This is a genomic window from Porphyromonas canoris (assembly GCF_000765975.1).
Lineage (GTDB): Bacteria > Bacteroidota > Bacteroidia > Bacteroidales > Porphyromonadaceae > Porphyromonas_A > Porphyromonas_A canoris.
Window position 1 is genome coordinate 53,248 of record NZ_JQZX01000007.1, and the last position, 13,504, is coordinate 66,751.

Consider the following 13,504-nt stretch of genomic DNA (forward strand, 5'->3'; position numbering starts at 1 on the left):
ATGTTCTATCGTGTAGGTATTTATACTTTTTCTGTTTGTTGATTATCGGCAACACCTTTCGACTTGTTTTTTGTGCTCTCCACAAAGTTTGCAAGCTTCTGTTTGCCATCGCTGTTGAGCGAACTTATCAGGGTGCGGAATGCCATTTCTCCCTGTTCTTTGTCCAGTGTAGTCCATCGTTCTATGATTCGGGTCTTGAGAAAATAGACCATCATAGCCTCTATGGAGAATGTGTCGGAGAATACAACCTCATCGAGGAACCGCCAGCGGATCGTGTCCAAGTGGCGTTCTCTCGTGTACAGATTGCTCTCTTCCGCTACTTTTATGATCTCTTGAAGCGTGTCGCTTCCGGGTAAAAACTGCAGATCTGTCCAGGAAGAGAGGCGGAGTATCTCTGTCAAAGGAGATGCTCCGACCAGATAAGACGAAATATCCAATCCGAACTTCTTGGCAGTGGATGCCGCCATGATATTTGCTATACGGGCGTTCAGATCCACCCACTTCTTTACAAATCCTATTGCCTTCTTGCGGATATGGTCGTAGTATGCCACGGCAAGAAAATCTTCCGCAAACCCTTTGGCTCCATTCTGTTCAAACTTGCCCTCCAGATACTCTTCGACAAACCGAACCATGTATGCCGGTACATTTTCTGGTATCGGAGTCGGTTCATCGTTCTCCTCGTCTCTGCGCTCCTCAACGGCACGGATCAGCGTCCTGAGCGTATCTTCTCCGAGGGTAACCGGCACGGTCGGGATCTCTGTGGGAAGCCCTTTGAGCAGCTTGATGAGAGTCTTGTTGTCCTCCTGCAGAAAGAGCAGCTCCATCTGCCGAATGTCTCTTTTGGAAAACTGAGGACGCATCATCCCTTCCCACAACTCAAGCGAAGAGTAGGAAAGAGAGGTTTGTTCCTGTTTAAGTCCGGGTAGCTCCGCACCTAATGTATAGTAATGCGCCATCTCGCAGTCCTATGCTTTTTCCGGGAAAAGTATGGCACGGAGTCTCGGTCTGAAGAATTCTCGGAAGTACGCTTCAAGTTCCTCTTGTCCGATGACCATTTTGTAGCCTTGTCCTTCCGGCTTTAGTTCGAATGAGTGTGGTTTACCGTTGATGCTCTTGATGCTTACGCCCTTGTTCAGAGTCTCTTGTGCATGAGAAGCAAAGTAGGCTTGCAACGCATCCGCATCGGCTGTGGATATTTCCATGTTGCCTTTCGCGCTCCATGCTTTCACCATTTCCACTATGAGGTTGTATATCTTATCCGGTGTTCCGGCAGCGGCAGCCACTCCGGCAGATATGGCAGAGTCGTTGAGGATACCTGCCATTTCGCTTTTAAGAGAGTCTATCGCACGTCTTGCAGCCATCACTATCTCGGCTGTTGCTGTCTCTTTCTCCTTCACGGCATCTTGTTGTGCCTGTTGCAGTATAGCATCAGCCTCTTCTTTTGCCTGTTTTAGGATTTTCTCTTTTTGAGCTTGTGCGCTGTTCAGAATCTCTTCTGCTTCTTTCTTCGCTTTCTCTACACCATCGGCGTAAATCTTATCAGCCAAAGATTGAACTTTATTGTCTATAGAAGTCATAAACGGATATGTAATAGTTCGTAATGTTTGGTTTTCCCTAAGGCGCAAATTTAGCTTTTTCTTCTTGAAAGTAAAAATATTTTATTCGCTATTTTGAAAAACCTTAAAGAGCCTGTCTCACAAGAGGATTTTAACATCTGTTTTTCCTGTTATTCGTTCTTTTTCCGCTCCTTCTTGCCTGCTTTTTTTATTTTCAAACTCTTAGGATAGAGCCGTTTGTTACTTTGGAAGGTCTCTTTATGTCGTTTTGTCCCGGTGTGCGAAAAGAGGAAATGAAAAGGAGTGAAGTGATAGAAAATCGGGCTGAATCTGTTCGGAAGTTGTGCTGAATATGTTCAGAAATTATATTGTTCACGTTCAATGGTTGAAATCGGGCTTTGGTTCGTGGCATTCAAGCCTTGATTTACAGGACTCAAGCGCCGGTTCCCGGTATTCAAGGCTTGAAACTCATTTTTGAACCTGTTAAGAGTGAGAAATAAACGTGTTTAAGACCTTTTTTATAAGGGTTAATTTCGGGATTCTCTTTCGTTTATGGAGATTTCGCCACAGACTCCATTAAAATTTATTACCTTTGCCTTGTTACAATTGCCCTTGCACACACATCACACAGGCATAATAAAATAAAAATATAGAGATGTTATCCATAAAATATCTTCACGAAAACAGAGAAGAAGCTATCCGAAGACTTGCCGTTAAAGGCTTTAAGGGAGAGCAGATTATAGACGAACTTTTGGGTCTGGACAACGACCGACGCAACTCTCAACGCCAATTGGACGAAAATCTTGCCGAACAAAACAGGATCTCAAAATCCATAGGCTTGCTCATGAAAGAGGGTAAGCGAGATGAGGCGGAAGCAGCCAAAGCACAGATCGCTTCTCTAAAAGAGGGCAGCAAGCAGATGGAAAGCAGGAAGAAAGAGCTGGAAGACCGGATTCAGAACCTGATAGTCCAAATCCCGAACTTGCCTGCGGACATCGTCCCGGAAGGTACAAAGGCAGAAGACAACGTATGCGTGAAGGAGGGCGGATGCATGCCCCATCTTACGGATGAGTGCAAGCTGCCTCACTGGGAAGTGGTGAAGAACTACGACTTGATAGACTTCGAGGTGGGCGTAAAGATTACCGGTGCAGGATTTCCTCTCTATAAAGGATATGGCGCAAGGCTGCAAAGGGCTCTTATATCTTTCTTCCTCGACAGCGCAAGAGAGGCAGGATATTTGGAGGTAATGCCTCCTTATGTGGTGAATGAAGATTCTGCTTACGGGACAGGTCAGTTGCCCGACAAAGAGGGACAGATGTACCATGCCCAAACAGACAATCTCTACCTTATCCCTACCGCGGAAGTTCCGGTTACGAACATCTTCAGAGATGTTATCTTGGAAGAAAAGAGTCTGCCCGTATGCCTTACAGCCTATTCGGCATGCTTCCGCAGAGAAGCCGGTAGCTATGGAAAAGATGTGCGCGGACTCAACAGACTGCATCAGTTTGACAAGGTGGAGATCGTTCGGGTAGATAAACCGGAACACTCTTATACCTCTCTTCAAGAGATGGTGGACTATGTTCAGTCTTTGGTGGATAAGCTCGAATTGCCTTGGCGAATCCTTCGTCTGTGTGGCGGAGACATGAGCTTTACATCTGCTCTTACTTATGACTTTGAGGTCTTTTCCGCAGCACAGGAGCGTTGGTTGGAGGTGAGTTCGGTATCGAACTTTGAGAGCTTCCAGGCAAACAGACTCAAGTGCCGGTACAGAGACACCGAAGGCAAGGTGCAAGTGGCACATACACTCAATGGTAGCGCACTGGCTCTGCCACGCATCGTGGCAGCATTGTTGGAGAACAACCAGACTCCGGAAGGTATTCGCATTCCAAAAGCTCTGGTTCCGTACACCGGCTTCGATATTATTCCATTGCCGAAAGAGCCGTCTCCATTTTAACTAAACGGATTTGAATGACAACAAAACTATCACAACGCTTTATACTGCTGTTTTTTCTCCTTTTTACCTCTTCTTTCGCATTGGCGCAAGGGAAGAAAGGTGCGGAGTACTACGGATTTTATAAGGGAGAACGCTTGGAGTATGAAGTGAGATTCAAGTGGGGGATTATAAACGGACGTGCCGGTCTTGCCTCTGTTTCTACAAGAGAACTGGGTGGAGGCAAGCAGTGGTTCCGGGAACTGCACTTTCAGACTACGGGCATGATATACTCGGTCTTCCCTATGAAAGATACGCTCTCCACGCTTTATAACTCCAACTATCAACCTCTTCGCTGGGAGAAAAGGGTGAGGGAAAACGGCTACTATCTGATAGATGAGATTCAGTACGACTATTCGCCTCGCTTCACATCCATTCGCAGCAAGAGATATACACTCTCCGAAATGAAGGTGGACACACTCTTCAGCGTGCCCAAAGAGCGGATGGCTCTCGATATGGTTGCGGCTTTCGGATTTATTCGTTCGGAGGATATTCCTCTGCCCGATGGCGTTTCGGGAAAGTTCAAAGGCTACAACTTTTATGTCCCGATAGGTAAAGACCTTGTTCCATGTAGGGTCGTGGTGGTGAGCCGAGAAGTGATCTCCATGCCGTGGTCTCCTAAAGTGCCTGCGATAAAGATGGTGCTCAGCATCAACGATGAAGCGTTCACCGGAAAGAATGATAACGTCGAGCTGTGGATTTCGGAAGATAAGTACCGAATACCGCTCATGGTAAAAGCTAAGCTGAAGCTGGGTGCGGCGCATTGTATATTGCAGAAACATCCTCATCTGTAACTTTATCCCGATAGATATGAATCCGATCCAAATGCCCCTTGTCGTAGCTCCGATATTTGAGCAGTACTATCCGGAAGAGACGCTTTGCCGGCAGATCCTTGTGGAACATTCGTATAGAGTGGCACAGAAAGCTCTGGAAATAGCCGGGCTTCATCCGCATTGGGATCTCAACTTGGAGTTCATAGAAGAAGCCGCATGGCTGCACGACATTGGCGTGGATGCCTGTCACGCTCCCAAGATAGGCTGTTACGGGGAGAGACCTTATATTTATCACGGACTGGTCGGGGCGGAACGCCTTAGAGCCGCAGGCTTGGAAGCTCATGCGCTGGTGGCGGAAAGACATACGGGAACAGGTTTATATCATCACACCATCCTGCAACGAGGCTGGGACTTTCCTGTGGATAGGGTTTATGTTCCTCAGAGTCTGGAGGAGATTATTATCTGTGTGGCGGATAAGTTTTTCTCTAAAACCGAGCCGACGGAAGAGAAGTCGTACGAACAGATTTTGCGTGGACTTTCTCGCTTTGGTGAGGATGATGTGATAAGATTTAAGGCTTGGTATAAGATGTTGTTCGATACCGGAACTTCTGCCGAGGCGGTAGAGGTGTGAGACTGCTGCCGGTAAGATGAACTTCTATCTTCTCGAAAGAGATAGATAATATCCCGAAAGATAAAGTGTTGAGGCTTATCTTTCGGGATATTATTTTTATTTCTTCTGTTCTTGTATAAATCTTTTCTCCCAACGTGAAAACTTTGACATGAAAAAATAGGCAGAAGGAATGCTCAAAATCATTCCAACGAATCCTATGACAGAGTAGATAATGAGTTCTTGCACAGAGAGAAAGTTGCTATCTGAAAATATGATAAATGTATAGATGCAGTATGGAAGAGTGAGTAGGGAAGTAGTGACCAACGGAATATATCGTCGGTAGATAATCCATTGGGCTATGTGGATAAGGATATGGATGAAATATGCCATAAATCCGATAAACCAGAGTTCGGGAAGATTGAAATACAGCCCAAAGAATGTCGTGCAAGAGAGAAATAGAAACTCGTGAAAGACACCCACGGCAAAGGTTGAAGTGGAAAGCTCTGTGTAACCACGTGAATGGAGATAGCGGTAAGGTTTGTTGAAATGTTGCTTTAACACCTCTCTATTCTTATCTATCCATGATCTGAATAGAATTATTTCCTCAAAGTCGTGAATCATAAAGATTATGGGAAGCAGTGCCATGAGTAGTTGGAGTTGAGTGAACATATTTTTTTCGCAGTTTATGGAGGCTTAATAGTCTTGGCTATTAGCTCTGTCTCTCTTGTTTTGATGGTGTTTGTCGTGTAAAGTTAGCTTTTATATTTTATATTTGAGGCTGTATCTTGAAAGGTATAAAAGTGCCGTAAGAGGGAGTATATTCTTCTTTCTCTTCGACAGAGTGGGGGTAATGTGTTGCCGAATTAAGGAAAAGTTGTTACCTTTGTCCGGCAATCGAGTGCGGGGTGTAGCTCAGCCCGGTTAGAGTACACGTCTGGGGGGCGTGTGGTCGCTGGTTCGAATCCAGTCACCCCGACATAAAAGCATCGAAGATAGTATCTGCTACTCTTCGATGCTTTGTTTGTATGCAAATCTGTAAGGCGTAGACTTAAGAATATTTGCAATAGCCGTGTCAGCTAACGGCTATTGATACAGAAGCAAAAAGGTAATCCGAAGCAGTGTTCGCACTACTTCGGATTACCTTTTTGCTTAAAATGAGGAAGGAAAGAGCTTTGATTACTTGGAGAGGAGCTTATCCACAGCTCTTTTTATCTGCTCCATGGCTTGCTTCAATCTCTTTCTTGTTGTGCCTATATTGAGTCGCATCCAGCCCTCACCGCCTGTCCCGAAAGTGATACCGGGGTTGAGCATCACGCCAGCATCTTCAAGAAGAAAACGGTTAAGCTCCTCGTCCGAAAGGTTTAGTGCCTTAAAGTTGATAAAGATCAGGAATGAAGCCTCCGGTTCGATCATCTCAAGCATTGGGAGTTGAGAGGATAAAAACTCACGGACGTAGGCGATATTGTCTTGTATATAGCGTAGTGTGTCATCAAGCCACTCCTTACCATTGTTATAGGCGGAAGCGATTGCCGGAAAAGCACAAGAGTTTCCGATCTGAAGACCGCTATTCTCAAGATAAGGGAACAGACGTTGTCTCAGCTCAGGTTCAAGCACTATAAGCTGAGAGCCAACAACGCCCGGCATGTTGAATGCCTTGGATGGAGCTTGCAGGGTAATAACGCATTGGGCAGCTTCCGGGCAGGAAAGAACCATCGGTTGATGTTTTTTCGGGGTAAATGTAAGGTCTGCATGGATTTCATCGCAGATGATCATGACATTATGCTTACGGCATAGCTTGACGACCTTGGCGCACTCTTCCTGACTCCAGACACGGCCTCCCGGATTGTGCGGATGGCACCAGATCATCACTTTGGCAGATTTCAACTTTTCATCCAACAAGTCAAAATCTACCTCAAATCTGTTGTTCTCAAGCTTCAAAGGTGCTTCCACGAGAGTGCGTTCTGCATTTCGGATGACTGCCGAAAAGGGAGGATAAACAGGCGGACAGATAAGCACGCCGTCCGTTTTATCTGTCAAGAACTGCAATAGCTTGTATATCCCTGACACAATACCCGGAGTATAGCAAAACTCTTCAGGCGATACCTCCATGTTGTATTGGTTTTTCATCCAGTTGATGACCGCATTTTTATACTCATCTGTCGGGATAGAGTAGCCGAGGACAGGGTGTTCCAGCCTTTTCCTTATAGCATCCAGTACAAAAGGAGGAGTGGCAAAGTCCATGTCCGCAATCCATAGAGGGATCACTTCATGCCCTTTCGGAATGAATGGTGCAATAGCATCATATTTTGTACATCCGCTGTTTTTGCGGCAGATGTCTGCATCTATATCGTAGGTTTTCATTGTTTGGAATATTGAATAGTAAGATTTTTTGGGAAAGTAAAGATACAATAACTCCCTCGCTTTTCCAATTACCGCCCCTCGTAACCCCTTCTCTCTTTGGAAGAATATAAAAAAACATCTATATTTGCACCAAACAACACAAAATGTGCAATATTGAATCATGATTCAGCAGAACTTTATAGAGCTATACGAGAATAGCTTCAAAAAATACTGGAATCTTCCTGCGATAACCAACTATAATAATGCCACCACATATACTTATGCGAATGTCGCCAAGACCATAGCTAAAGTACATCTGTTGTTAAAGGAGGCAGGCGTTCAGAAAGGAGATAAGATCTCACTGATCGGAAAAGACTCGGCGGAGTGGTGTATGGTATATCTCGGAGTGATTACCTACGGTGCGATCATAGTGCCTATCCTTCAAGACTTTCATGCGAATGATATTCTGCATATCATCGAGCACTCAGACTCCAGAGTGGTATTCGTTTCGCAGTCTCACTACAAGGTTATGGAGCCGTCCCGAATGGGGGCAGTCAGTGTCGTTATAGATATAGACAGCTTGAAACCATTGGAGCAGTTTTCCATCAATAAGAGTCTGGTCTCTCTTGATGTCGAGGCTCTTTTTCGGGAGAAATACCCCAACGACTTCACAAAAGAAGATATAGCGTATCCGCACATCAGCAACGATGAGGTGATGTTGATCAACTATACTTCCGGCACAACGGGTTACAGCAAAGGGGTGATCCTTACTGCAAACAATCTTGCGGGCAATGTAACGTATGCCAACTACCTTAAGCTGATGTTCGAGCAAGAGAGAGTGCTCTGCTTTTTGCCTATGGCTCATGCTTACAGCTGTGCTTTCAACTTTCTTACACCCATGCAATGCGGTACTCACATCTATGTTCTCGGTACGACTCCAACGCCATCCATCTTGGTTAAAGCCCTGAAAGAGGTGAAGCCTCATCTTATTATCAGCGTTCCGCTAATCCTTGAAAAGATATACAAGAACGTTATCACGCCGAAGATCAGTAAGGGAGCAGCAAAATTTCTTATCAAGACTCCGCTGTTGTCTTCTGTCGTTTACAAGAAAATTCGAGACACGTTGTTTGAAAACATGGGAGGCAATTTCCGCGAGTTTATAGTAGGGGGAGCGGCCTTGAACGAAGAGGTCGTTGATTTCTTGAAAAAGGCTAAGTTTCCATTCACGGTAGGATACGGCATGACGGAGTGCGCTCCTCTTATCTCTTACGAACATCACCAGAAGTACGTGGCAAACTCTTGCGGCAAGCCGTTGAAGGAGATTATGGAGGTGCGTATATTTGAACCGGACTCTGCCACAGGCATTGGAGAGATACAGGTAAGAGGTGAGAATGTGTGCAAGGGCTACTACAAAAATGCGGAGGAGACAGAAAAACTTTTCACGGCAGACGGCTGGCTGCGTACGGGAGACCTCGGATACATGGACAGACAGAAGAATATCTTTATCAAAGGACGGAGTAAAACGATGCTTTTGGGGCCGAGCGGACAAAACATATACACGGAAGGCATCGAAGCCAAACTCACCATGATGGAGTACGTAGGCGAGACGGTGATCGTGATGAACAGCTCTCAAAAGCTTGTCGCTCTTATCTATCCCGATGTGGAAAGAGTGCAAAAGGAAAAGCTTACCACCGAACAGCTGGAGCAGATCATGAAGCAAAATATCGCTCATCTGAACGAACAGCTTGCTTCATACGAGCAAGTGGCAAGCTTTGTACTGCGTGACGAGGAGTTTGAAAAGACTCCGAAGCGTAGCATCAAGCGATTTCTATACACAGATATACTAACTAACCCATAAACCGTCAAAATCTTTTCTTTTTCGTAGATCGTTCTACGAATTTACATGAACAAATCTATGTTGTTTTTCAAGAGCATCTAACAGGTCTGTGAAGAGTGTTAGGTGCTCTTTTTTGATGGGAGCTTTTATATAAAAACGGGTGATCAGGGTCGGAACTCGACACTCTCATTTTCTTCTCCATTTCCGGATGAAAATCTTGAATTGATGCTGTAATCTTCTTGTTTTCAGACTTATATGGAATATCTCGAATTCAGAAATTTTTCCCTCCCGGACGGATTGAGGGGCTAAATTATAGTTAAAAAACAGCCCTTTTGAGCGGTTTGATTGTTAATGAAAATCAATGCAGAAATCTGCCTGAAAACAGCCAAAAATAGAGAGGAATGGGTAATGTGCTAATATTCAGCGTTATAAGTAAAAATTCTAAACACGTTAATCGAATCCGGTAAACGTGTTCAATGAAATCGGTAAACGTGTTTATTGAAAAATTAAACACGTTAAGCCGAAAGAATATGCTCGTTTAGCATTTTGGCTTAACAGGTATCAAAATTAGTGTTAATGAAATGGGGCTATTTTAACACTCTGTCCACCCTCTGAAAGCAAGGGGTCTGATCAAAATAGAGAGCGGAAATTTTGGAGTGGTCGGACGGGATGAAATATATAAAAACAGAGCTTTGTCCGAAGCGATATTCCGAGCAGTTTTACCTCCGAACTTTAAGGCGGGAATGGGCGAAAGCGAAGATCACCATGAAGCAGACCGCCGGCACCACAAAAGATACCCTTACAGCCCACTCTCCGATGCTGTTTTGGAGATCTATTATGGCGGCTTGGAGTGGAGGGATTAAAGCACCACCCCCTATTGCCATCACCAAAAGAGCTCCGGCTAAGCTTTTATCCCTATTCACCTCTTCCATGGAGACGGAGAAGATTGTGGGGTACATCAGAGACATACAAGGCGATATGGCTACGATCGCAAACAGCCCGAATGGGAATGGCAGAAGCATTGCTCCGATGAGCAGAGGGATGGCAAGAGCCGCATAGAAACGGAGTAGAGCCGGGGCGGAATACCTTTTCATCAGAGAGGTATTGACAAACCGGAACAGGCAGAAAAGGATCATTGCTGCGATGTTGTAGCCTTGCGCCCGTTGCTCTGCCACGGATCGTGTAAGACCTTCTTCCATAAAGAAGAAGCTGCCATAGTGAATGATGTAGGTCCAGACCATTATCTGCGCTCCCACGTAGAAGAATTGAGCCACAACGCCTCTCCTGTAACTTGGGATGGATAGCAGTGTCCGGATGCGTTTGAAGAGCGGTTCACCCCTCTCTCTGCTCCTTGTTTGCCCCTCTATCTTAGGGAGTTTGGCTACATAAAAGAGTAGCAGCATCACCAGCACGGCAACGGTAACACCCAGGTAAGGCTTCACTACAATCCACAGCTCCGGATGGGTCAAGGTCTCGGTGGAAGTGCTTACTTCTGCCAGCCTGCCCTGAATAAAGTAGATTGCCACAAACATTCCCGTCAGCGAACCTACGGGATTGAAGCTCTGAGCGAGGTTGAGTCTTCGGGACGCACTACGGCTCTCTCCCAACAAAAGGATGTACGGATTGCACGAGGTTTCCAGAAAGGAGAGTCCGCAGGTGAGAACAAAGTAGGCAAGTAAAAAGATATAGAAGTTTTCCGAAAAGGCGGCAGGCAGGAAGAGAAGTCCGCCGAGAAGATATATCCAAAGCCCCATCCGTATGCCGGAAGCGAAGTCCCGCTTGCGGATATAAAAGGCTGCCGGAAGTGCCGCCACCATATAGCCCATGTAGAAAGCTACCTGAATGAGCGAGCCATGCAGGGTGGAGATGGAAAAGATATTGGAAAAGACCTTCACCATAGGGTGGGTAAGGTCATTGGCAAATCCCCATAAGGCAAAGCAGAGAGTAACGATGAGAAAAGGGATGAAATAGGATTGTCCCTCTTTTCGGAAGATAGAGCCTGCTTTCATGACCGCTTACATTTCGGAGAGCTTAAAGAATAGCTCCGTCATTTTCCACTTTTCGGCAGATGAGCTGCCGGGGTTGCACTCTTGGAACTGTCCCATCAGAGCCTCCCACTCTTCCTGTCTCGGCATGGTGGCAAGCGTGGCAAAAGCCTCGTCCCAACAGAATCCTTCTTCGGCTTCTACTATCATCACGAGCCGATTGTCGGCTATGTATATCTCCATCTCCTCTATCCCGATGGCTCTAAGCCCCTCCACCACTTCGGGGAATATCTTTCCCCTGGTGTGCCACTGCTTATAGGTGCGGATGAGGTCGGGGTCGGGCTTTAAGTTTAATATCTGTACGTATCTCCGGGTATGCTTCATGGTGGTTTCGGGATTCAGAATAGTTTTAGAATGATCAGCTCGTAAGGAGAGATCGTAAGGTTTTTCAGAGCGGAGTCGGCATATAGAGAGGTTTCACTCTCTATCTCATACACTTCAAACTGCGGGGTTTGCGGGACGGACTCCGGGTGTTTGTGCCGAAATCTTGTGATGTGCAGATGCTTGTACTCTCGCTTTGTGTTCTTGAGGTTGATCTTATAGATGAGTTCGTGACGAGTGGTATTCACCGCCTTTATATAGCACTCTCCATCATCGGCAGAGGATGTACAGGAGAGATGGAGGTCGTCTATGGTGTCGGGTATCACCTTTTTCTTGGCAGAGGGATGCAGTTTGCTTCCGCTGTTTGTGCTTGTCCGGAGGAGCAGTTCATACAGACTGCTGCCCTTGGAAACCCCTCCGTGCGTGTAGAATAACGGAAGTAGATTCCAGCGAAATCTGTCCGCAAAGAGAGGAGAAAAGGCTATTCCTTTGACCTGCTCTCTTCTTTTTTCAAGCTCGATTATCAACAACATTCTGTCTACAAGCTGAGGCCACCGAACCTGTTCGTTTTCCAGAACGGAGGGAAAGGAGATCTCTCCGTAAAGTTCCGGCTGTCTCATATAGACCAAAGAGTCTCGTTCCGGAGGGAGAGAGGCTATAAAGCTGTCGGTATGCTGTATCTCCTGTGTGGTGTGGGCGAATGAGAAGTTGGGTGTGGGCCATATCTCCAACACTCCACCCGGTATAAGCTCCACCCCGGTCGAGTCCGGCGAGAAAGCATTGTGCATCAAAAGGAATCTTCGAGTGTACTCCTCTCCACGCATACCGCTACCAAATACAATCTTCGGCAGTAGTGTTTTGGAGAAAAGGGTGGTGTCGGACGGAGTGGGAAGAGTGGTATTCTTGGAAATATACCCTATTGCTTTCCTCAGCTTTTCGGTTCTGTTGGGCAGTTCGGATACACTCTCATGTCGGGGTAATGCCTTTATGGAGGTGATACCGGAGTTGACAACGTACAGAGGCATGCTCTTTGTCTCCTTGCTCAAAGAGAGGAAGTGAGAAAGCAGAAACTGTTTGGGGAACTCGTTACCCTGCAATGTCCAAAGAGAACGGGATGAAGAGTCGGACGCCCAATCGTAATAAGTCTCTTCATAATAGCCGTCTGCCAAACCTCCTCCGGGGAATGAAGTGAAAGAGGGATTGAGTTGCTTGAGCAGCTCTAACGAGCCTTTCGGGAGGGCGTACTCCTGCTCTTTGTTGTACCCGAAGGCAAAGAGAGATACATCATCAAGCTCTACCGCACCGGTTGTCTCTATTACAAGGTATGCACTATCTGCCGAAAGATCTGCTTTAAGCTCTTTGGAGAACGTGCCGAACTTATCCCCCCCTTCGCACATAGCTTCTATGGGAGAAGAGATGCGCAGTGAGTCTCTATGCTCTATGTAGCAACGCAGTGTCACGGGGCTGTTCAACCCACGAGCTTTGAACCGAAGTGTCATCCGGTCATCAGCGGCAACGGAAAACTTTGTATCGGCTCTGTTGGAGAGGATACGGCAAACACTCTTAACGGAATCCGAGGCTATCGGAACCGCTCTCATAAGATGATTTTGCTCTTTATCCGATACAAGGTCGAGCCTGCCCTTTTCTACTTCCCAGCCCGTACACACTCCCTGCTCCGGGTAGGGCAGTGTGTAGCCGTTGGGAGTAGTCAAACTCTTTTCCACCGAGCTGTATCGGCAAAGGGGAGGAACGTATGCTCCAAGATTGAAAGAGGAGTTGTAGATGAGATTATAATCCAGTGCCGCTCTCTCTCCACTGCCTTCATTGGTAAATACAACACCATAAGAAAGTGCTGTGGCAGCGGCAATGGGGGAGTTGAAGTCTATTTCGATTTCTCCCGTAACCTTTGGAGAGGTTTTACAAGAGATGAGCAGAGCACAACAAATAAAGAGAACCGCCGATCCCTTTACGGCTATGGTCTTCAGAGCCATAACCAAAGATTGTCGGCGGTTCTCTTTTATCTTCATTGTCA

General features: G+C 46.2%; 11 protein-coding genes and 1 tRNA gene. 5 read left to right on the forward strand and 7 right to left on the reverse strand.

Annotated features, from left to right (window positions below):
- Nucleotides 1-20: 20 nt before the first annotated feature.
- Both HQ29_RS02710 and HQ29_RS02715 read right to left on the reverse strand, forming a co-directional pair.
- Complete coding sequence (locus HQ29_RS02710) at nucleotides 21-956, reverse strand: DUF2764 family protein (protein WP_036867396.1); 936 nt, start codon at nucleotides 954-956, stop codon at nucleotides 21-23.
- A 9-nt stretch (nucleotides 957-965) separates the two neighbouring features.
- Nucleotides 966-1,577 carry a hypothetical protein gene (locus tag HQ29_RS02715; protein ID WP_052079501.1) on the reverse strand — a complete coding sequence of 204 codons (612 nt, stop codon included), beginning with the start codon at nucleotides 1,575-1,577 and terminating at the stop codon, nucleotides 966-968.
- Nucleotides 1,578-2,211: 634 nt separating this feature from the next.
- Here HQ29_RS02715 and serS point away from each other — a divergent pair.
- From serS to HQ29_RS02730, 3 genes are read left to right on the forward strand one after another with little or no spacing between them, the layout of a single operon-like run.
- A complete protein-coding gene (gene serS / locus HQ29_RS02720) occupies nucleotides 2,212-3,510 on the forward strand; it encodes a serine--tRNA ligase (protein WP_036867398.1) in 1,299 nt (432 codons plus the stop codon).
- A gap of 14 nt (nucleotides 3,511-3,524) precedes the next feature.
- Complete coding sequence (locus tag HQ29_RS02725) at nucleotides 3,525-4,340, forward strand: DUF3108 domain-containing protein (RefSeq protein ID WP_036867400.1); 816 nt, start codon at nucleotides 3,525-3,527, stop codon at nucleotides 4,338-4,340.
- A 16-nt stretch (nucleotides 4,341-4,356) separates the two neighbouring features.
- Nucleotides 4,357-4,950: an HD domain-containing protein gene (locus HQ29_RS02730; protein ID WP_052079502.1), complete on the forward strand. Its 594-nt coding sequence runs from the start codon at nucleotides 4,357-4,359 to the stop codon at nucleotides 4,948-4,950.
- A gap of 96 nt (nucleotides 4,951-5,046) precedes the next feature.
- Here HQ29_RS02730 and HQ29_RS02735 read toward each other — a convergent pair whose 3' ends face one another.
- A complete protein-coding gene (locus HQ29_RS02735) occupies nucleotides 5,047-5,598 on the reverse strand; it encodes an HXXEE domain-containing protein (protein WP_036867402.1) in 552 nt (183 codons plus the stop codon).
- A 232-nt stretch (nucleotides 5,599-5,830) separates the two neighbouring features.
- Between HQ29_RS02735 and HQ29_RS02740 the strand changes: the two genes are divergently transcribed.
- Nucleotides 5,831-5,905 (forward strand) — tRNA-Pro (locus HQ29_RS02740).
- A 200-nt stretch (nucleotides 5,906-6,105) separates the two neighbouring features.
- On the opposite strand, the gene HQ29_RS02745 is transcribed toward HQ29_RS02740, so the two are convergent.
- The gene (locus tag HQ29_RS02745; RefSeq protein WP_036867404.1) at nucleotides 6,106-7,290 is read right to left on the reverse strand and encodes a MalY/PatB family protein; all 1,185 of its coding nucleotides are present in this window, start codon (nucleotides 7,288-7,290) and stop codon (nucleotides 6,106-6,108) included.
- 160 nt (nucleotides 7,291-7,450) lie between these two features.
- Here HQ29_RS02745 and HQ29_RS02750 point away from each other — a divergent pair, with 160 nt between their 5' ends.
- The gene (locus tag HQ29_RS02750; protein WP_036867405.1) at nucleotides 7,451-9,127 is read left to right on the forward strand and encodes an AMP-binding protein; all 1,677 of its coding nucleotides are present in this window, start codon (nucleotides 7,451-7,453) and stop codon (nucleotides 9,125-9,127) included.
- 698 nt (nucleotides 9,128-9,825) lie between these two features.
- On the opposite strand, the gene fucP is transcribed toward HQ29_RS02750, so the two are convergent.
- From fucP to HQ29_RS02765, 3 genes are read right to left on the reverse strand one after another with little or no spacing between them, the layout of a single operon-like run.
- A complete protein-coding gene (fucP, locus tag HQ29_RS02755) occupies nucleotides 9,826-11,115 on the reverse strand; it encodes an L-fucose:H+ symporter permease (RefSeq protein ID WP_036867406.1) in 1,290 nt (429 codons plus the stop codon).
- A 6-nt stretch (nucleotides 11,116-11,121) separates the two neighbouring features.
- Nucleotides 11,122-11,475, reverse strand: coding sequence for an L-rhamnose mutarotase (locus HQ29_RS02760; RefSeq protein WP_036867408.1), 354 nt, complete (start codon nucleotides 11,473-11,475; stop codon nucleotides 11,122-11,124).
- A 14-nt stretch (nucleotides 11,476-11,489) separates the two neighbouring features.
- Nucleotides 11,490-13,499, reverse strand: coding sequence for a hypothetical protein (locus HQ29_RS02765; RefSeq protein ID WP_152566474.1), 2,010 nt, complete (start codon nucleotides 13,497-13,499; stop codon nucleotides 11,490-11,492).
- Nucleotides 13,500-13,504: the final 5 nt, after the last annotated feature.